This is a genomic window from Paenibacillus oryzae, from assembly GCF_001675045.1.
Lineage (GTDB): Bacteria > Bacillota > Bacilli > Paenibacillales > Paenibacillaceae > Pristimantibacillus > Pristimantibacillus oryzae.
The window spans coordinates 50,105-69,283 of the sequence record NZ_LYPA01000047.1; the positions used below are offsets into that span (position 1 = coordinate 50,105).

General features: G+C 49.6%; 18 protein-coding genes and 1 pseudogene. 14 read left to right on the forward strand and 5 right to left on the reverse strand.

What is annotated here, in order from left to right; genetic code table 11:
- Positions 1 to 97: 97 nt before the first annotated feature.
- Positions 98 to 1,084 carry a ketoacyl-ACP synthase III gene (locus A7K91_RS09310; protein ID WP_068681949.1) on the reverse strand — a complete coding sequence of 329 codons (987 nt, stop codon included), beginning with the start codon at positions 1,082 to 1,084 and terminating at the stop codon, positions 98 to 100.
- A gap of 182 nt (positions 1,085 to 1,266) precedes the next feature.
- Between A7K91_RS09310 and A7K91_RS09315 the strand changes: the two genes are divergently transcribed.
- Both A7K91_RS09315 and A7K91_RS09320 read left to right on the forward strand, forming a co-directional pair.
- Complete coding sequence (locus A7K91_RS09315) at positions 1,267 to 2,022, forward strand: YhcN/YlaJ family sporulation lipoprotein (protein WP_068681951.1); 756 nt, start codon at positions 1,267 to 1,269, stop codon at positions 2,020 to 2,022.
- A gap of 193 nt (positions 2,023 to 2,215) precedes the next feature.
- A complete protein-coding gene (locus tag A7K91_RS09320; protein ID WP_068681953.1) occupies positions 2,216 to 2,626 on the forward strand; it encodes a GNAT family N-acetyltransferase in 411 nt (136 codons plus the stop codon).
- 84 nt (positions 2,627 to 2,710) lie between these two features.
- On the opposite strand, the gene A7K91_RS09325 is transcribed toward A7K91_RS09320, so the two are convergent.
- Positions 2,711 to 3,244, reverse strand: coding sequence for a GNAT family N-acetyltransferase (locus tag A7K91_RS09325; protein ID WP_068681955.1), 534 nt, complete (start codon positions 3,242 to 3,244; stop codon positions 2,711 to 2,713).
- Positions 3,245 to 3,565: 321 nt separating this feature from the next.
- On the opposite strand from A7K91_RS09325, the gene A7K91_RS09330 reads away from it, so the two are divergent.
- From A7K91_RS09330 to yunB, 8 genes and pseudogenes are all read left to right on the forward strand, one after another.
- Positions 3,566 to 4,627: a Gfo/Idh/MocA family protein gene (locus tag A7K91_RS09330; protein WP_169833389.1), complete on the forward strand. Its 1,062-nt coding sequence runs from the start codon at positions 3,566 to 3,568 to the stop codon at positions 4,625 to 4,627.
- Positions 4,628 to 4,912: 285 nt separating this feature from the next.
- Positions 4,913 to 5,545: a TetR/AcrR family transcriptional regulator gene (locus A7K91_RS09335; RefSeq protein WP_068681959.1), complete on the forward strand. Its 633-nt coding sequence runs from the start codon at positions 4,913 to 4,915 to the stop codon at positions 5,543 to 5,545.
- Between the two features lie 69 nt (positions 5,546 to 5,614).
- Complete coding sequence (locus A7K91_RS09340; protein ID WP_245697367.1) at positions 5,615 to 6,559, forward strand: alpha/beta fold hydrolase; 945 nt, start codon at positions 5,615 to 5,617, stop codon at positions 6,557 to 6,559.
- Between the two features lie 115 nt (positions 6,560 to 6,674).
- Positions 6,675 to 6,746: pseudogene (locus tag A7K91_RS27000) on the forward strand (formylglycine-generating enzyme family protein); the annotation flags it as partial.
- Positions 6,747 to 6,891: 145 nt separating this feature from the next.
- Complete coding sequence (locus A7K91_RS09345) at positions 6,892 to 7,764, forward strand: AraC family transcriptional regulator (RefSeq protein WP_068681963.1); 873 nt, start codon at positions 6,892 to 6,894, stop codon at positions 7,762 to 7,764.
- Between the two features lie 230 nt (positions 7,765 to 7,994).
- Positions 7,995 to 8,999 carry an ABC transporter substrate-binding protein gene (locus A7K91_RS09350; protein WP_068681965.1) on the forward strand — a complete coding sequence of 335 codons (1,005 nt, stop codon included), beginning with the start codon at positions 7,995 to 7,997 and terminating at the stop codon, positions 8,997 to 8,999.
- A gap of 157 nt (positions 9,000 to 9,156) precedes the next feature.
- Positions 9,157 to 10,743: a helix-turn-helix domain-containing protein gene (locus A7K91_RS09355; RefSeq protein WP_068681967.1), complete on the forward strand. Its 1,587-nt coding sequence runs from the start codon at positions 9,157 to 9,159 to the stop codon at positions 10,741 to 10,743.
- Positions 10,744 to 10,865: 122 nt separating this feature from the next.
- On the forward strand, positions 10,866 to 11,963 hold the full coding sequence (yunB, locus tag A7K91_RS09360; protein ID WP_068681969.1) for a sporulation protein YunB: 1,098 nt from the start codon (positions 10,866 to 10,868) through the stop codon (positions 11,961 to 11,963).
- 10 nt (positions 11,964 to 11,973) lie between these two features.
- Here the strand turns inward: yunB and A7K91_RS09365 are convergent, their stop codons facing one another.
- Complete coding sequence (locus A7K91_RS09365) at positions 11,974 to 13,110, reverse strand: M23 family metallopeptidase (RefSeq protein WP_245697369.1); 1,137 nt, start codon at positions 13,108 to 13,110, stop codon at positions 11,974 to 11,976.
- 260 nt (positions 13,111 to 13,370) lie between these two features.
- Between A7K91_RS09365 and lipA the strand changes: the two genes are divergently transcribed.
- Positions 13,371 to 14,333 carry a lipoyl synthase gene (lipA, locus tag A7K91_RS09370; RefSeq protein ID WP_082967332.1) on the forward strand — a complete coding sequence of 321 codons (963 nt, stop codon included), beginning with the start codon at positions 13,371 to 13,373 and terminating at the stop codon, positions 14,331 to 14,333.
- Between the two features lie 24 nt (positions 14,334 to 14,357).
- Complete coding sequence (locus A7K91_RS25985) at positions 14,358 to 15,134, forward strand: YutD family protein (RefSeq protein WP_245697371.1); 777 nt, start codon at positions 14,358 to 14,360, stop codon at positions 15,132 to 15,134.
- Between the two features lie 436 nt (positions 15,135 to 15,570).
- Here A7K91_RS25985 and A7K91_RS09380 read toward each other — a convergent pair whose 3' ends face one another.
- Positions 15,571 to 16,368, reverse strand: coding sequence for an NAD kinase (locus A7K91_RS09380; RefSeq protein WP_068681971.1), 798 nt, complete (start codon positions 16,366 to 16,368; stop codon positions 15,571 to 15,573).
- 81 nt (positions 16,369 to 16,449) lie between these two features.
- Positions 16,450 to 17,538, reverse strand: a complete 1,089-nt coding sequence (ylbJ, locus tag A7K91_RS09385) for a sporulation integral membrane protein YlbJ (protein ID WP_068681973.1) — start codon at positions 17,536 to 17,538, stop codon at positions 16,450 to 16,452.
- A gap of 529 nt (positions 17,539 to 18,067) precedes the next feature.
- Between ylbJ and A7K91_RS09390 the strand changes: the two genes are divergently transcribed.
- Together A7K91_RS09390 and A7K91_RS09395 are read left to right on the forward strand one after the other, a co-directional pair.
- Positions 18,068 to 18,448: a globin domain-containing protein gene (locus A7K91_RS09390; RefSeq protein ID WP_068681974.1), complete on the forward strand. Its 381-nt coding sequence runs from the start codon at positions 18,068 to 18,070 to the stop codon at positions 18,446 to 18,448.
- A gap of 13 nt (positions 18,449 to 18,461) precedes the next feature.
- Positions 18,462 to 19,172, forward strand: coding sequence for a DUF2225 domain-containing protein (locus A7K91_RS09395; protein ID WP_068681976.1), 711 nt, complete (start codon positions 18,462 to 18,464; stop codon positions 19,170 to 19,172).
- The last annotated feature ends 7 nt before the right edge of the window (positions 19,173 to 19,179 follow it).

Genomic DNA, 19,179 nt, shown 5'->3' on the forward strand with positions numbered 1-19,179 from the left:
GCACTTCCTCTGTTAAACTAAAATGCCGCAAGAACCTTCAAAACCACGTTGTACGAAGTGGCTCTGAAGGTTCTTTTTTCATTATTCTTTTGGGGCATTATATAGACCAGCGCAGGACGACTCCGGCTTGCGTCAATCCGCCTCCAAAGCCGTACAGCAGCAAGAGATCCTCCTTTTTGACTGTCCCGCTGCGCACAGCCTCGCTAAGAGCGAGCGGAATGGATGCTGCTGATGTATTGCCATAATAGGTGATGCTGGACAAAACCTGCTCAGGCTCAAACCCGGTCCTCTCGCACATGGCGTCGATAATACGCTGGTTGGCGCTATGAGGCACAAACCAGTTGATATCGCGCGGGGTCATGCCGCTATTTTGGATCAATTCCTCGATGCCCTGTGTGACCTGGCTAACCGCCCAACGGTAAACCTCCCGGCCATTTTGCACAATCTTTCCGCTAGTTTGCAGCGGCAGGCCATTCAGCGTTGAGGAAAGGTTGCTTAAATATAGATGATGGCCGCCTTGCCCATTGGTATGGCTGTAAGCCGCCAGCAATTGGCCATTGCCATCTGGTGAAGCCTCAAGCAATACCGCGCCGGCTCCATCGCCGAATAAAATACAGGTGGTTCGGTCGGTGTAATCCGTAATTTTGGACAAAGCATCTGCGCCAACGATCAGTATCTTCCGATATAACCCCGACAGCAGCAGACCATTGCCCATTTGCAGAGCAACCGCAAATCCGGCGCATGCCGCCTGCAGGTCGGCGGAGCCGCATGCCGCTATGCCGTAGCGTGCCTGTACCCTCGACGCCATGCTTGGGAAAATCGTCTCCGGCGTGGAGGTGGCCACAAGAATATAATCCACATCCTCAAGCGCTGAACCGTAACGCTTCACCATATCGTCGATAGCGCCAAATATAAGGTCAGCAACGCCTTCATCGCTTGCCGAAATGCGACGCTCCAGTATACCTGTCCGTTGTCTGATCCATTCGTCGGAGGTTTCTACCATGGTTTCAAGGTCCGCATTGCTTAATATTGTGGATGGTACATAGGATCCGATTGCGGTAATCATGCTGTTGGATGCCATCATGAATAATCACTCTCCTCATAAATTAGTACCAAGTACTAATACTTGATACTAATATATACGTGCAATAGACGGCTGTCAATAGAGCTTTTGTGATTGATGAATACCGTTGATGCTGTCCGCAAAACATAATTGTGAAAGCTGATGGCAAAGACGTTGCGGAAAGACAGAGGAGGTAGTCATTGATGTCAAGCAAAATAAGGCTTCGGCCTTTCATCGCAGCTCTGCTATTGAGTGGAGCCGTTGCCGCGCTGGCTGGCGGCTGCGGAATGGAAAAGGTGGGCGATCTCGGTAACAAAAATATTCGGGGCAATAGTGTGCGTTACGATGCTAATGGCAACCTGCTGCGGGATAAACGGTTTGCCGACGATCAAAGAAACGAGATGAACCGGGTTAACGGAAACCGGCTGCACAGCAACAATCTAATCGGTTCCCACAAAAATTATAGAATCGAAATGAATGGGGAGGTATCCAATAAGCTGACGGAGGAGCTTGCGCCCGTAAAGGCGTCCTACGTGCTGCTTGCCAACCAAAATGCATACGTTGCTTTGTCGCTAAACGAATCGGAGGCCAAAGGCAACGCTAAATCCTGGAGCAGAACCGGAGTAAGCATGCTTGGAGAAGGCGACGCCTTACCGTCTAAAGGGCTTAAAAGCCTGTCAACCGGCGAGGAAAAGCTGAGCGATACAATAAGGGCCGAGGTAGAGGTTATTGTCAAAAGGCTTCGCCCCGATGTTGAGCATGTCTACATTTCCGCACATCCCGAATTTGTAGGGCGGTTAAACGCTTATATGAACGACGCCAAGGCGGGTTATCCCGTTCAAAATTACATTATGGAGTTTAACGCGCTGGCAGAACGGATTTTCCCGGCAGGCTCCAAGCCAACCAGCGAAGAGCTGCTACGGCCATATGGCGGACGAGGCGGAAGATTGCTGGAATAGCCTGAGGGGCGGGTAAGGGAGCTGCTTTGACGATGAATTAAAAGATTAACGGACCTAAGCTCCGGCCGCAATATGGCTGGAGCTTATTTGGGCAATCCGTATAAAATAAATATAATTGTTATTTATTAACCGTTCCTGAGTAGAATCACCTAAAATAATGATGCAATTACATGAGGCTAAGGGGGAAATAAAGTTGAAGATACGTTTTGCAACAGACGCAGACTATGAGACAATCCGGACTCGTGATCATCATATTTCTGAAGATATTATTCAATTAAAAATTAATCAAAGAGAAATTTATGTTTTGCAGAACGAAGACGAAGCTATAATAGGCTGGTTGAGATATGGACTATTTTGGGACAACATTCCTTTTATGAATATGTTATGGGTTGATGAGCCCTATAGAGGCAGGGGCGCGGGAAAGCAACTGGTTCTCTTTTGGGAAGAGCAAATGAAGAAATCCGGCTTTAACCTGATTATGACATCCACTCAGGCGGATGAAGACGCCCAGCATTTTTATAGGAGGCTGGGTTATGTTGATGCCGGCTGCCTGATTCTTGATACCCAGCCCTTGGAAATACTCTTGACCAAGAAGCTGATGTGATGGCCTGTCCCTGAAAAGGCTCGTCATGTCCCGGAATAATCCAATCGATAGTTGTTCGTTGATAATAGCCCGGTTGTTAACATTTTATAGTCCAATTGTTCTATTGGTAATATCTCCTATAATGGCCTTCTCCATAATGAAGTCATCCATTACATAGCCGTTGCCGATATCTCCGACCTGCTCGCGAATCTTAACAAACCCCTTTTTTTCGTATACGGCTATAGAAGCAGCATTGTAGCGGTTGACGGTCAGCCAGATTGTTTTCAAACCGCGCGTGCTGCATATCTGCTCCAGAAAGCTTATAGCCTTGCTAGCGGCTCCTTTTCCCCGATGCCTTTTCAGGACATACAATTTGCTTAAAAATAACGCGCCGTCCTTTTCCGCAAAGGCAAAATAGCCAAGAGGAGCTTGCTGCTCGGTCATCAAGTAATAAACCAGCTCCCCGCGCCGAATTTGGGAGGTTATGGCCTCCTGAGACTGGAACTTGTCCAGCATATAGGAAATTTGCTGCGCCGAGATCAAGCTAGTGTAATATTCCTGCCAGATTTCATTCGCCATTGCTGTCAAAAGGGAGACATGCTCCGAAGAATCCGCCAATGTAAATTCAGGCATCGTCATTAGTCATTCCTGCCTCTCCATTATTAATAATACGCAATATCCATTGAACAGCCTCTTTGCCCGCCACAACGGGTGAAAAATGAATTTGTATGAATTTAAGGCTGTTTCTCCATTATAAAAGGAGGCGGCCCGGCGGTAAATGCGAGGAATTAATACAAATGAATGGCAGGGCTATACTGGCAAGGTTAGATAAAAGGACAAATAAGCATAAATATCCTGCAAAAATGACGTGATTTTACCGTATCCTAAACATTCAAATCCCTGTAAAATTAAAGACAGGTTAACGTTAAGCAATTTGCACAGGAGAAAGGAAGAATTCAAATGGCAAACAAAATTTATACTATGGCGATTGTTGGTTACGGCGGGATGGGCTCTTATCATACAAAATTGATTGAACCTGTGGATAACATCCAGGTAACAGGCGTATTCGATATTAATAAAGACCGGATGAAAGCGGCTGCAGAAAAGGGCTACAAGGCCTATGAAAGCCTGGATGAGCTGCTGGCGGATAGCACGGTGGATATTGTTCTGATCGCAACGCCTAACGATGTGCACCGGGACCTTGCGATTTCCTCGCTGAGAGCCGGCAAACACGTCATTTGCGAAAAGCCTGTAACGATTACAAGCGGCGAATTGCAGGACATTATGGCTGTTCAACAGGAAACAAACCGGGTATTCACTGTTCATCAAAATCGCCGTTGGGACGAGGATTTCCTGACGATCAAGCATTTAATTGATACCAAGCAAATCGGAGAAACCTTCCATCTGGAATCCCGCGTTCAAGGAGCAAATGGCATTCCCGGCGACTGGCGTCAGGTCAAAGCTCCCGGCGGAGGCATGCTGCTGGACTGGGGCGTTCATCTGCTGGATCAGCTGCTGCTTATTACGGACAGCAAAATCGACAGCGTATGGACGGAGCTCAGCTTTATTCTCGGTACAGAGGTAGACGACGGCTTCACCAGCTTTATCAAGTTCAAGGACGGCCTGACCGCTTTGATCGAGGTAGGGACAACCAACTATGTCAAGCTGCCGCGATGGTATGTGAAGGGCACAGAAGGCTCCGCTATTCTTCGCGACTGGGATTTGAGCGGCGAAATCGTCCGCAACAACCCGGATGTAGCCAAGGTTGAGCCTAAACCGATTAAAGCAGGACAAGGATTGACCAAAACGATGGCTCCGCCATCCGAGGAATCGACGCTGAAGCTGCCTCTGGAGAAGCCGCCCGTACCGGAACAAAGCTTTTACGAAAACTTTATCGCCGCCATTGAAGGCACATCGCCGCAGCTTGTCAAAAATGAAGAAGCGCTTCGCGTGCTGCGCCTGATCGAAGCTATTTTTGAATCCGCCGAAAAACGCGCGGTTTTGAACGATCTGAATTTGTAGGCTGATTGTTCTGTCTTTTGATAGTGTTTAGCACTATTGTGGCGCTTGCGGACATTCACGGCTGTTAGGAGCTAATTCCTGTAGAAGACCCGCTTCTAATGGCCGTAAGTGACCGTTGCAAGGACGAATGCTGTTATTCTGGCCTGCTGCCGGTCATAAATGACCGGCAGATGCTTTACCTCATACAGGTTGTTATAGCTCCCTTTTTTTGATAGAATTTTGAATGAACGTTCATTCATTTGATATCGGCATTAAATAAATGAAATCTGAGAGGCGGATAAACAAATGTCGGAGGAAAGCAAGCTGCTGATGCAGCAATTTATGGAGGCCTTCCAGAATGGAGCGGGGGATGTGAATCGCCGCAACATTATGCTTCATGCGGTAGATGTATTTTCAAAAAAAGGCTATTCGGGCGCTAAGATCAAGGATATCGCTTCGTCTGCGGGCTTTAGTCAAGGGTATGTATACAGCTATTACAAATCCAAGGACGAGCTGTTTGTCAAAATAGCGGAAATTGCGTTAGACGGAGCGGCCCAATCGGTAATCTGGGCCTCCCGGCTGCAGGGCTCTCCGCTAGAGCGGATCACATGGCTGACCGAAGCCTATTTGTCTACGGACAGCGTTGCGCTTCAGCATTGGAGATTTAATTTGCTGCTTTCCGCCGCAGCGGACGGGGTTCCTGAAGAGGCAAAATTGCTGGCCCAACAAAAAAAGAGCGATCCCATCGCAAATCTGGTGCCCCTCCTTCAGGAGGGCCAGACGCTTGGAGAAATCGTGGAAGGCAATCCTGTTTCGCTGGCTATTGCTTATTTTTCGCTAATACAGGGACTGGGACTAACCCGTTCGGCGATGGGGAGCGATGGCGGGTTGTTTCCATCCGTGGAGATGGCGCTGCGCTTGTTGAAGCGGCAGACTTAGAGCAAAGGGAGACTTTATAGCTGCCGTAACCGATACGATACGAAAATGAACGCGAGAAGGAGGAGTAAATTGAAAAAGTTATCGCCATTCAAAAATAATAAGCAGCGCGCCAAGGTATTGGCTTCTTATGATGAATTGCTGAAGCTTTGGAATGCCAATGCTGAATCTCGTTTTGTAGAAACCTCGTACGGCAGGACGCATGTGCTTCTGGCTGGCGACCCGGGCAATCCGCCGCTTATGCTGTTTCACGGCGTTGGAGACAACTCCGCGTTAATGTGGGCTCTTAATATAGGGAAATTGTCGGCGCATTTTTATTGCATTGCGGTGGATACGCTTGGCGGACCGGGCAAAAGCGAGCCGGGAATACGATTTAACGGAGAGGAATTCCACAGTATTTTGTGGATGGAGGAGGTCCGGGAGGGGCTGGGACTGGACAGTCTTTATGTGGCGGGTGTGTCTAACGGAGCGTACATGGCTTATCGTTATGCCACTGCCAAGCCTGACATTGTTCGTAAAGCGGTTTGTTTGGAAGGCGGCATGGTTCTCCATCCTCTCAAAGCCATGCTGGGTACCGTAAAAATGATGTTCCCGGAGCTTTTGCTGCCAACCGACCGGAATTTGCGCCGCATCATAACCAAGCTTAGCTCGCCGGAAAGCGATGTTTTCGAGCGTTATCCAGCTTTAGCCGACCATCTGGTATTGCTGATGAAAAGCCATAATCAACGCGCCATGTTTCCCCATAAGCTGCAGAAATACGTTGTCGGGGAAGCGGCTGGTTTGAAGGAAAAGCTCTATTTTCTGCTGGGCGATCATCATACTGTAGCGGGTCCGTCTTTTGTCCATTTGCTTGAAAGCGAAGGCTTCCGGTATTGCATGATCAAAAAGGCGGGTCATGCGCTTAATCACGAGCAGCCGGAGACGGTACATAAAGAAATGATATCTTTTTTCTGCAAACGTCTGAGGGCTGAAGCGCGTGTTACAATGATGCAACATGGAGAACCGTATCACCGTTGATGGTAAAGCGGAGAATAGAAAAAAGTATCGCAGCATTGCTACTAAGAGAAACTAACGCATTGGAGATGCAGAGTGGTGGATGTGGACAATGGAGAAAATAATGGAGGTTTGGTAGTGGTGCTGGGATTTGTATGATGCTGAACGATATGGGGACTATAGAGTCTTCCGCGGAGGCAGTTGGGCTGAAGTTGAAAATAAATAGCACTTACAAAACCATGAGAATACGCATTTACCTGTCTTGAGATTTAATTATTACCGACATAATGGTGCATGAGATGTCGGATGGCGTGCTGTTAAATTTGCTAATCTGTACCTGAAGGGAGGTCATTCTTATGGGAGGGCTTGCAAATCTGAATCGAGCTTTGCAATATATCGAAGAGAATCTTGCTGAGGACGTGAATTTGAAGGAAGCGGCTAGACTTGCATGCTGCTCCGAATACCATTTTTCAAGAATGTTCTCGTTCCTTGCAGGCATCCCGTTATCGGAATATATCCGCAGAAGACGACTAACGCTCGCGGCATTTGAGCTTTTAACCGGTAATGTGCGAATACTGGATGTGGCGGTGAAGTACGGCTATGGCTCTGCAGATGCCTTTTCCAGAGCTTTTCAAAGCTTACACGGGTTCCCGCCTTCTTCGGTAAAATCTCAAACGGGGTCCATTAAAGCCTATCCTCGAATGACTTTTCAATTAACTATTCAGGGAGGAAGCGCGATGAATTATCGTATCGTTGAGAAGGAGTCTTTTCGTATCGTAGGTATCATGAGAAGGGTACCCATCCAGTTTCAAGGTGTGAACCCGGAAATTGAGTCCATGGCGAGCAGCTTAACACCGGAGGACATTGTAGAGCTGAAGGCACTTTCGGATAGGGAACCGCGGGGAATGGTTCAAGCCTCTGTGAATTTCTCGGAGGGGCGTATGGAGGAGAAGGGGTCCATTGATCATTATATCGGAGTAGCGACAAGGAAGGAATGTCCAGAGCGTTTTACGAAACTGGAGGTTTCGGAGGCAACTTGGGCTGTATTCGAAGCGGCAGGGCCCTTCCCGGAAACGTTGCAGAATATATGGGGACGGATTTATTCAGAATGGTTCCCATCCGCGAGTTACGAGTTGGCAAGCGGCCCGGAAATGGTATGGCATGAGAGCAAGGATTTTTCCTCCCCCACATTCCGTAGTGAAATTTGGATACCAATTATTAAAAAATAAGTCTGCGGTGAATCAATTTTGGAATTGGAATAACAGAACTTTTTTCCGAGGGAACACTTTTGTGTTCCCTCGATTTCGTGAGTTTGTATAAATCCGGTCGTAGAGAATGTGTATTGCTTCTGCGATCCAATATAGAGTAAAATTTAGTTCATAACAATGATAATGATTATCATTTTAAATGAGTGGTTTTTTTGTTGGAAAGCATAAAACGCAGGAGAGTGAACTTAATTATGGCAGGATCGGGATTAATGAAAGCAGGCTGGGTAGGTCTTATAACGGCCGCAATGATTATGATGGCGGGCTGCGGCTCGACAGGAGATGAAGCTGTGGCGACGGCAACTAGCGAGCAGTCAAACCAAGCAGCAGCAACGCCAAGTGCAGCTTCACCTCAGACGGAAACACGCATCGTTAGCGATGCTTTCGGTGAGGTCGAAATTCCAACAAATCCGAAGCGAATTTCAGCTCTTTATCGTGAAGATTATCTGGTTGCGCTTGGGGTAACGCCTATTGTGCAATATTATAACCCTATGTGGGGTAAGCAGGATTATTTGAAGCTGGAGGTGCCGTTGTTTGACGTGACGGGCAGCATCGAAGCCTTGATGGTGTCCGAGCCGGACTTGATCATCGGCGCGGGAGAGGTGGATGCAGCGCAATACGAGCTTTATTCCAAGGTTGCTCCGACGTTCCGCTTGCCGGATGACGTGCTTGCGGATTCACGCAAAACGTTGACCCTAATTGCTGAATTGCTTGGGATCAGCGACAAGGCGGAGCAGGTTCTTAATGATTATGAAGCCCGTATTGCTGATGTAAAGGCGAAACTGAACGAGGCGATTGGCGATGAAAAGATTGTTGTTCTGCGGATAAACGTGGTCGACCAATCAGTTAATATTTTCGGCATTCATAATACGTTTGTTGGGCAGCTTTTGTATGAGGATCTTGGGCTGAAGGCTCCGGGGTTTGCCGAGGCTATGACAGAGGGCAATATCGTTTTGTCGCAGGAGGTCATTCCGGAGCTGGACGCGGATCATATTATTTTGCTACCGTCCAACGGGACCTGGGAGGATGAGAGCATCGCGAAAACGCTTGAGGATATGAAGGCAAGTCCGTTATGGCAGTCCGTCCCCGCATTTAAGAATGGCCATGTCTATCCCGTAGAGAGATCATATTGGCAGACCGGAGCCATTACGGCTAACGGGTTGAAGATGGATGATTTGCTTCGATTGCTGGCTTCTTAGCAGCAGCTAAAAATGATCAGGTTTAATGTAGAGAGTGATTTCCATAATAAATATTGATGAGAGAGCCGCTTTCAACGAAGGTTGATAGGCGGCTCGTTTTGATTTACACTATATTAATTGAGAATCAATATCAATTAAGAGGCGGTTGATAGTCACGATGAATATTGAACAGCACAAACAAGACGGGACTGCTCCTTTAGCCCCATATGTGCTGCGATCGATTCGCTTAATCGCTGCGGGCGAGCAGACAGGTATGAGTGATGTGGACGGCAGTAATAGAAACGATACAGAAGATTTTGAACTGCTAATAGTGAAGAGCGGGATGGGACAAGGGAAATGTTATTTGCAGAGACCTGGCAAATCCTTATCCCTTGACCAGGAGGTTATGGGGTGCAGCTATTATCGAGTGAGCTTTGTAGCGAGCGGCGACGCAGCTTCCGGCTTGCTGCCGGACAAGCAAGATCTTGCCTGTGCACCCTTCGCAAAGGCGGTGGAGCTGCTTGACGAGCTGTACCGGCTCCGCGAGGCGAGCGACCAGCTTGAGCTATTCCAACGATTTGTGAGGTTTCAAGAGCTGCTGCTTTTTCTTTTTCGCCAAAATGCTCCTGCTGCCGAGGAGAAGGAAACGGATACCGAGCGGTATGGGGTAGAGGCTAGCATACGACATATTCATCAGTATTACCGTGAGCTTCTGACTGTGGAGGAGCTGGCCTCGCTCGCAGGCATTGACCGCTGGAAGTATACCCGATTGTTCAAGGAAGCTACAGGCCAAGTTCCGCTTCAGTACTTGAATGAAGTGCGAATTAATCAAGCCAAGAAGTGGCTGGCCAGCGCCGATGACAAGCTGCTTGATATTGCGCTGAATGCAGGTTTCAACAATGAATATTATTTTAATCGTCGCTTCAAGCAGACGGTAGGCATATCGCCAGGACAATACCGCCGCAGCCGCAAGGGGCAATTGAGATTAGTGGCGCCGTATTTGGAGGATTTCATAGTTGCGCTGGATATGCTGCCTATCGCCCAATATTGGCATGCAAAATGGGGAAAACAAGACTATTTGGGCCTGCACCACATTCCGACGTTCGACGAGAGCAGCGGCAACTTCGAGGCGCTTTCCGATTATAAGCCGGAATTGATCTTGCTTATGGATCGTTACAAGCAACAGCAATATTCCCAGTGCAGACGCATATCCAGCACATGTATTCTGCGTGAGCAGACCCATAATTGGCGCAAACTGCTGCAAACCGTCGCTCATTATTTCGGTCGTACGGAGCTGGCCGACGAGGCTATTGCAAGGTATGATTTCAAAGCGCGGAGCGCAAGTCACAAGCTGAGTCGGGTTATGAAGGATGAAACGGTCGCTTTTTTGCGTATATCGGCGGATCACATAATTCAATATACAGACGAAGGGCAAGGTTTTGTATCGACGGTTCTTTATGGCGATGTTGGCCTGCGCTCCCACTCCGCAGCAGGTGCAGCTTCAAAAGCGTACAGGCCGGGCATGTTCAATCTCTCTGTAGAGGATTTGTGCACGTTAAACGCAGATCACCTGTTTATTACTTTCGATAAGTGGCACAGCCAGGCAGAAGGAAAGGAGAGGGAGCTGCTGGGGCAGCCAGAATGGCGTGATCTGCCCGCTGTACGAAACAATCGCGTTTATGAGGTTGATTTTCTAACCTGGCTGAACAACGGAATTATTTCCAACGGGAAAAAAATTGATGATATATTGCGAGTGTTGGCTTGATTGGTTTTTCTGGCGGCTGGCCAGCAGGGGAAGCTTGCGCAGTGTACCTCTTCTCGCCTTCTTTTTTGTCCGCAAGCCGCATAGGTATGGGTAAGGCTGGACAGGATCGGGGGAATGCAACAATGGCAAAATGGGGAAAAAGAAGGCTGCTGCCACGGCTCGTTTTAGACCTTAGGCCATGGCGCGGCAAGCGTCAAAAACGGCGTTCTTTTTTTGCTGGCGGGACTGGTTATCGCAGAAGCAGCAGCGTCCGCTGGGGCAACGGGGGAAAGCAAGGCGGGACGCTGTTTTTGCGCGGCGCTGGAAGCAAACCTCCGAAGCCTTGGGGAAAGCCCTCCGGCGTCTCCTTTGCGTCGTCCTCATGGGGGATGAGACCGAAGGCGCATACGCCAAAACCGAGACGTCCTAAACCGGCAGCAGCATCCCGCCCGCCTGGAGCGGGAAGACCCGTTTTGCGCAAGCGGACTATGTTGCTGCTTTTTCTGGTGTCAATGCTGGTGTTTTCCGTGCCTTCGTTTGTATTTATGGAGCGCAACTTGCGGCCGCCGCTAATGGTTATTGCCAAGGTCAGAATAAAGCAGGTTGCAACGCAAGCCATTAACAAAGCCATCACGGAGCAGGTTGCCCGCCAATCGGATACGGAAAAGCTCATTGATTGGAAAATGAACGACAATGGCAAAATATCGGGATTTATGCTGAACTATGGGGAGCATATGAACATTACCTCGGAGACGATCAAGACCGTTCAATCGACGCTTAACGAAATAAAGGATATACCGGAACATATTCCAATCGGGCATGCTCTTAACAGCGCTATTATTTCCTCCTTCGGCCCCCGCGTACCCGTTAAATTCGAGCCTGTGGGCGCGGTAAAGGTCGAGCTTGGGACGCGGGAACGGAATTCGGGCATTAATATGGTGCTGGTGGAGGTTTATATTACCGTAACGACGGAGGTTTCCATCATCATTCCTTTCGATACCGAGCCGGAGGTGGTGCAGACGGAAATACCGATCTCCTATTTGCTGGTCGTTGGGGATGTGCCCATGTATTATTACGACAGCAGCGGCAAGGCGGTTGGCGATTCCGCGCCTCAAGCTCCCAATATTTCCGTTCCGCTTGCGCCAGGCACCGGTCTCTCCTCCTCGGGCAATAAGGAGGGGAGCGGCGGCGAAAGCGGGCAGCCTGCTGGCTCCGGCAGCTTGCATACGGGGACTGACTGAATAGGGCTGCTTAACGCTTGCGTTCGGACTGCTCCCAGCGCTTGAGCATAGGGTACGGGTCGAACGCCCACTCTACGAGGCCCCGGTCGCTATAAATGCCGTAGTGCAGATGAGGCGGGAATTTGCCGGAGGTGCCGGGTTTGCCGTACCCGGAGCTGCCCACCCAGCCGATAACTTGACCGGGTTCCACAATCTGGCCGGCGGCAAGCGATTTTTGAAAGCCGGACAAATGGGCGTAATAGTGGTAATGATTGTTCAAATCCCGGATGCCGACTCGCCAGCCTCCGTATTTGTTCCAGCCCTTGCTTTCAACGATGCCGTAGCAGGTGCTGCGGACCGGCGTGCCATGTCCGGCAAAAATATCGGTGCCTTCATGAATACGCCGACCGCCCCATCCCCGCCGGTCGCCCCATGTATCCCTGTACGAATAGGAGACGCCTTGCGGGAGCGGGAAGGCATGCTGGAATAAATCGAGGTGGCCGTAGTGACTGTAAATGGCCGCAAACTGCCCGATACGCTGAACGGCGCGGCTGTTACGGTAATATTCCCATACGCCGGCCGGAAAACGGCTTTCTGTCGGCCCGTACGAGGACATAAAGGAGATTAGCGAATAGAGCAGATCAAAATCACTGCTTCGAGCTGCCGCTCCATCTCCGTCTCCATCTCTTCCGATTCCCCCGAACAACCGGATTGACAGCGGGGAAATATCTTCCTGATCGGGATTTAATCCCCCGGCCCAGCGCTCATGCTCCACAAATACGGCAGAATACTGGCCTAAGGCAGCCCTTGCTTTCGGCTTGGCCTTTGATATTGTCCGCTCGTATTGATCCACCGCGGCAGACCAGTACCAGGGAACGCCGGTAACCAGTTCTACCCGGTCATACAGCTCTCTGCGCGCATCGTAAGCCTCGTTGCCCAAAGCGGCTGCTTCCATCGTTTTCCCGTCCGCCTTCGCAGCCCTCTCTTTCTGCAAGACTGCCGCAGATGCCGGAGCGTATTGGTGCGTTGGCGCAAAGGTCCGAGCTTCCGGCGTAATTGTAAGCAGCAGCCTATACGGAGATGCGCCCTGTCCGGACTGAGCTGCCGGCAATGCCGGGACAGACAGCAGTGCTACAGCGACGGCCGTTGCATGAAGGATCAGTTTCAATAGTCCCACCCTTTCGCCATACAAATGATACAGATATGGTTTGCAGTGAGACTTTTTTTATCCCTGTATGGGGGATTTCGGGAAATCCGGCTAGCCGATACATCTCATTTTGAGATAAAACAGATAATAATTAGCTATCGTTATTTGCTGCAGACAAGCGGGACTTGTCATTACTTTTTGTGGGCAAAGCGTGTTATAATGGGTGCGATGAGTTTTTTAAACAACCTCTTATAATTGGACGCGAAAGCAGGTAATGATAAATGAATCAGCGTGAAAAGCTGCAAAAGCCGGACTGGCTTCGGATCAAGCTTACCACTGATGGTCACTATTCGGAAATCAAGGACATGATGCGTTCCAAGACGCTGCATACCGTATGCGAAGAGGCCCGTTGCCCCAACATTTATGAATGCTGGTCCAATCGCACGGCGACCTTTATGATTCTAGGCGATATCTGTACTCGGGCTTGCCGTTTCTGCGCGGTCAAGACAGGTCTGCCTACGGAGCTGGATTTGCAGGAGCCGGAGCGTGTAGCCGAAGCGGCTGAATCCATGGGGCTGATGCATTGCGTTGTTACATCCGTAGCCCGCGATGATCTGGCTGACGGCGGAGCCTCAATCTTTGCGGCAACGATTGCCGCAATCCGGAAGCGGATGCCGGCTTGCCGGGTCGAGGTCCTAATTCCAGACTTTATGGGCAATCGGGATGCCCTGCAGGTTGTCATGGACGCGAATCCTGACATTCTTAATCACAATATCGAAACGGTTTCCCGTCTTTCCGATCGCGTAAGGGCGAAAGCGAAGTATCAGCGCTCGCTTGAGCTGTTGAAACGGGCTAAGGAAATGAAACCCAAAATTCCGACCAAGTCCAGCATTATGCTTGGCGTGGGCGAGGAATGGGATGAAATTTTGGAGGCTATGGACGATTTGCGCGCGGTTGACTGTAATATATTGACGCTGGGACAATATTTGCAGCCAACGCCAAAGCATATGCCGATCAAGCGTTACGTGCATCCAGACGAGTTCGCACAGCTTAAAATCGAAGGCAAAAAAAGAGGTTTCCGCCATGTAGAGTCCGGGCCGCTTGTACGCAGCTCGTATCATGCGCATGAACAGACGGATTCCGCACATGCAGCCATGGCCGCCGATGTTGCTTCGGGAATGGACAATGAGTTTGTGCTTGAGCCCTCCGGCTCCTGTTCAACCGCTGCGGCAGGCATTAAGTAACGCAGTTTTTAGCGAGGTGAAACTATGGCATTGATTCATATCGGGGGCAAATCCTACGAGCTTGTCCACGAAAATAGAAACGGCTGGAATCCGGAGTCCTTCCGGAGCCGATACAGCGAAGTGCTGGAGCGTTATGATTTTATCATTGGCGACTGGGGCTACAATCAGCTGCGGCTTAAAGGATTTTTCCGTGATAATCATCAAAAGGCCAATCGCGATTGCTCCTTTTCGAGCATTAGCGACTACATTAATGAATATTGCAATTTCGGATGCGCTTATTTCATCCTGGAGAAAAAGCAGGGGGCCGTCAAGGAATTCGGCGATGACGATCTGGATTTGAATGAAGCGCCTCCCCTTATTGCGCTGGACGGCATGGAGCTGAGGGCCGCCGCTGAATCGGCCGCAACGGCCGAGGCGGATGTATCGGTATCGGGCTTGATCGTAAGAGAAGCCTCAAGAGAAGCTGCCGTCCTTCCGCAGCGTAATCGCCATCGCTATCAGCCTCCGCGTTCCGAGGCGACTGCAGAAAAGCAAGACCAGCAGGAGCAGCAGCATAGGTCTGGCAGGCATGAGAAAGAAGGCAGAGGCGCTCGTGATTCCCGCAGCGGACAAGGAGAAGGCCGCAGACGGGACAAGGAGCATCAGCATCGCAAAGGAAATGCCCGCAGCCATGAGCACAAAGGCAAAAAAACGTCTAGACATGCTCCAGGCGGAAGCGGATCGCACGAGGCGGCGGCATCGGCATCGGAGCCGCGGCAAAACAGAGGAGCTTCGCATAAAGGGAACGCCGAGTCCGAATAAAAAAAGCTGGAGGTAATGGTTATTATATCCATTTCCCTCCAGCTTTTTTGATATTTTAGTATTTTAACATGTGTTAAGTGGATTTGTTTTTAATGCCTGAAGTGGATTTGTACGAAATTTCACTCAAAATGTGATTGCATGAACGTTAATAGAGGTGCTTTGTATGAAAAATCGTACAAAAGCAAAGCATTATTTTCCACAAGAGATATTTTTGTATGATAAATCGTACAAATGGTAATCGCTGCAATGAAAACCTATGTGTTTTATACGAAAAATCATACAAACCTGACATGGCTTCGCCGGCCTGTCTTACTGGCCTGTCTTACTGGCCTGTCTTACCGGCCTGTCTTACTGGCCTGTTTTGTTGATCTGTTTTGTTGATCTGTTGTTGATCTGCTTTATTGGCCGGTCTTATTGGTTTGTTTTACGGCTTGCGTTATTGAACGTCGTAGCCAAGAAACGCTTCGCGAACCCGGTTCCAGAACGGAAAAGGCCGATACCTTGGAAAGCTGACCTTGCGGTTGCTTACACTGCAGCGGATGGAACGGATATCGCTGTACATCATGCTGATATGGTCGATGCTGAGCTGGATTCGCTGGTCTTTTTTTGAAATAATGTCGCAATGATGATGCTTGGGCAGCAGAACGGATGAACCAAGCGTGCGAAATACCCGATTATTAATGGATGCAATTTCCGCAATCTGCAGCGACTCAATGGAGGGATGAACAACGGCTCCCCCAAGGCTTTTGTTATAAGCGGTGCTGCCGGAAGGGGTGGAGATGACGATGCCGTCTCCCCTGAACATCTCGAACAATTCATCATTAACATCAATTTGCGCCATAAGCGTGCCGTCTACGCCTTTGAGCGTAAATTCATTCAAAGCCAAATAGTTTAACGTTTCCGTGCTGGTTTCGATCTCAATCTGGGCTAACGGATACCGTACCATAATAGGCGTTTCCTTGGCCATAAAGGAAACGAGCTCCTCTAGCTCATCCGCATTCCAGTCTGCGTAAAAGCCGAGATGTCCGGTATGAATCCCAATAAATGCAACATCGGAAATGGAATTAACATAATTATGAAACGCCTGAAGCAAGGTGCCGTCGCCACCGATTGAAATGACGATTTCCGGCTTGGCTTCATCCAACTGGAAGCCGTTTTGTGCAGCCAGTTCATGAAAACGCCGGGCAAGCTCCTTTGAACGCTCGTCTCCTCTGTCAACCACTGCATATTTCAACGTGGAAATCTCCTTCCGGGTTTTACAAGGCTTTTAACAGCCTCTATAAATGATATCGGAAACAGGCATGAAATTCAATGATTAAGGGCCGAGAACTCCCCAAAAGAGGTAGACAAGTCCCATCGCAATAAAACCGTGCAGAAGGCGGGCCAGCAAGAGAGGGGTGTAGCGAAGCGGCGTTCTGCTGAGCAGGCTTGCGATTTGGGCATGAACGGATAAACCGCCCCATGAAAGAACCCAGGCGGCAATGGCGGCTTGATGCATCAGGCTGTTACCTCCGGCTCCGGCTGCTCTAGCTCCAAGCGTAACCTCGAATAGTCCAAATACCACAGCATCCGCGAGCTGAACAGGCATACCAGACAGCTCAAACAGAAGGCGTAGCACATTGGACAGCCCCTCCAGCAGCCCCGCAAGGTCAAGCATCTCCATCACAACGGAAAAAAACACAACAAGACCGCCTACAACAATCATAAGCCTAAGCGCCGATTGTATGGATTCCTGGAGGAGCTGGCCAAAATTCCGTCCATCCAGCAAACGGGCGTCATGCATAGCGCGAAACGCCGATTTAAGCCTGCTGCCGCTATAATTTCCGCTGCCGGATACCGGAGAATTATAGGCTGTGCCTTTTGCGGATGAAGGGCTGGAGTCCTCTTTAGCTGCGTGGAACCGCATCAGCAGGCCGATGACAAGCCCTCCTCCGTAATGCGCGGCCGCCAGCAGAGGCGCCAATGCGACCTGATGAAAAAAACCGACCGAAACGGCGCCAATTAGAAAAATAGGGTCAGAGGTTGTCGTAAAAGCGACAAGCCGCTCTCCCTCCGCCCGGTTGATCAGCCGCTGCTCCCAGAGCTGGGCGGTCAAGCGGGCCCCCACGGGATAGCCGGATATATAGCCCATTGCGACCACAAACCCGCCAATGCCTGGAAGGCGGAACAACGGGCGCATCAATGGGTCCAGAAGCCTGCCAAAAAAATGGACGATGCCAAGTCCCAGCAGCAATTCGGAAATAACAAAAAACGGGAAGAGGGCCGGAAAAAGCACCTGCCACCATATCGAAAGGCCGCGCAGGGAGGATTGCAACGCTTCCTCTGGAAAAACGGCCATCAGCAGACACAGGAGCAATGCCGAATAAGCAATCAGCGACAAGGGGTGTAGCAGGGCTCGAAGCATCTTGAGAACCTCCTCGGCATGTAGACCATAGGAATAAAAGCTATTCCTAAATCCTATGTTTCAAGTTGGACAGCCATCACAAACTTTGAAATGTTACAATGACATTACAGTTTGGAAAACGCTATCATTTTGCGTGTTATAGGACCGGGTTTATGGTACAATAAAACTATCCTTAAAGCTTGGAGTGGTGAGTATGAGTATTATCGCTGGCATTCTTGTCTGCGCTTTTGTCTACGTCATCCGTGAGTCCATTGCATCGCCAAACGAAGAGGATTACAAAACCTGAATTCGTGTCCGAAAACCTGGATATCCTTACCGGGCGAACACTTTTTGAACAACCTCTTAAAGCTTGGCGTCAAGAAATAGCGCCCGCATGCATGCATGCGGGTTGTTTTATTTGATGAGGCTGAAAGTTATCTCCTGATCAGTTCGCAAGTAGGATAATCAACATTGTGATATTCTTCGCGGACAAGCAGAGGAAAAGTGTGATATAATTCAAAATACCTACAAAATGGAGTTGGATATGCCGATGAATAGGAATATAAGCCTTTACGATGCATTGGGCGGCGAGGCTGCGATTAGGTCTATAGTCGAATGTTTTTACCCGAAGGTGCAAAATCATCCGTTGCTTGGTCCTATTTTCCCGGAGGATATTAATCCGGTCATGGAAAAACAATTTTTGTTTCTTACGCAATTTTTCGGCGGGCCCCATCTGTATTCAGAGCAGCACGGCCATCCCATGATGCGCGCCAGACATTTGCCTTTTCCCATTACGCCGGAAAGGGCGGAAGCATGGCTGTCCTGCATGAGGGAGGCTTTAAAGGAAGCAGGCATTGATTCCGAGCTTGCCGCTTTTGCTCTGGAGCGACTTTCGGGTCCGGCTCATCATTTTGTAAACACAACAGAGTAGGAGACGTGATGTTATGGAGCCGCTGTATGAGTCGAAAATAGAGTGCATCTGCTGTGAAACCACCTTTGCCACCTCTCGGGTTCGCCCCAGCTTCAAAAGGGCGTCAACCACCGACTCCGATTTTTGCGGACATTATGCAAATGGCATTAATCCGGATTTTTACGTGGTGCGCGTATGTCCGCATTGCGGATTTGCGTCTACGGAGAACGGTCTGGATAAGCTGAGCGACGCGCAGAAAATGCTCTATTACGAACGAATCGGCATGAATTGGAAGGGCGGAGATTTCAACGGCGAGCGTAGCAGGGAAACGGCTATGTACTGCTACAAGCTTGCGTTGTTGACGGCTCAGACAACTGGCGCCAAGGATCGCGTTATAGCGGGGCTGCTCCATCATATCGCATGGCTATATCGTTACGAAGGCAATAAAATCGAAGAACGGCGTTTTCTCGCTCATGCGCTGGAGTCCTATGTTCGCGTTTATGAAACGGAAGGCGTGTCGTTAAATAACGCACGTTTGATGTTTCTGATCGGGGAATTGAACAGACGGGTTGGTAATGATAAGGAAGCCGTAAAGTGGTTTTCTCGCATCATTAACGATAAACGCATTATGGATGCCGCAATGATCCGTGCAAGCCGCGAGCAATGGCAGCTGATCCGCGAGGAAGCCATGCTGCGGGAAGATGGTAATAACGAGGATTTTTCACAAGCCGTAACCTCAGCCTGAAGCAGCC

Excerpts from the sequence above, each read along its gene's own strand:
- A7K91_RS09310 (WP_068681949.1), bottom strand. The coding sequence starts at position 1,084 with ATGATGGCATCCAACAGCATGATTACCGCAATCGGATCCTATGTACCA.
- lipA (WP_082967332.1), top strand. The coding sequence starts at position 13,371 with ATGAATCAGCGTGAAAAGCTGCAAAAGCCGGACTGGCTTCGGATCAAG.
- A7K91_RS09395 (WP_068681976.1), top strand. The coding sequence starts at position 18,462 with ATGGAGCCGCTGTATGAGTCGAAAATAGAGTGCATCTGCTGTGAAACC.
- yunB (WP_068681969.1), top strand. The coding sequence starts at position 10,866 with ATGGCAAAATGGGGAAAAAGAAGGCTGCTGCCACGGCTCGTTTTAGAC.
- A7K91_RS09355 (WP_068681967.1), top strand. The coding sequence starts at position 9,157 with ATGAATATTGAACAGCACAAACAAGACGGGACTGCTCCTTTAGCCCCA.
- A7K91_RS09345 (WP_068681963.1), top strand. The coding sequence starts at position 6,892 with ATGGGAGGGCTTGCAAATCTGAATCGAGCTTTGCAATATATCGAAGAG.
- A7K91_RS09315 (WP_068681951.1), top strand. The coding sequence starts at position 1,267 with ATGTCAAGCAAAATAAGGCTTCGGCCTTTCATCGCAGCTCTGCTATTG.
- ylbJ (WP_068681973.1), bottom strand. The coding sequence starts at position 17,538 with ATGCTTCGAGCCCTGCTACACCCCTTGTCGCTGATTGCTTATTCGGCA.
- A7K91_RS09325 (WP_068681955.1), bottom strand. The coding sequence starts at position 3,244 with ATGACGATGCCTGAATTTACATTGGCGGATTCTTCGGAGCATGTCTCC.
- A7K91_RS09390 (WP_068681974.1), top strand. The coding sequence starts at position 18,068 with ATGAATAGGAATATAAGCCTTTACGATGCATTGGGCGGCGAGGCTGCG.
- A7K91_RS09350 (WP_068681965.1), top strand. The coding sequence starts at position 7,995 with ATGGCAGGATCGGGATTAATGAAAGCAGGCTGGGTAGGTCTTATAACG.
- A7K91_RS09330 (WP_169833389.1), top strand. The coding sequence starts at position 3,566 with ATGGCAAACAAAATTTATACTATGGCGATTGTTGGTTACGGCGGGATG.
- A7K91_RS25985 (WP_245697371.1), top strand. The coding sequence starts at position 14,358 with ATGGCATTGATTCATATCGGGGGCAAATCCTACGAGCTTGTCCACGAA.
- A7K91_RS09335 (WP_068681959.1), top strand. The coding sequence starts at position 4,913 with ATGTCGGAGGAAAGCAAGCTGCTGATGCAGCAATTTATGGAGGCCTTC.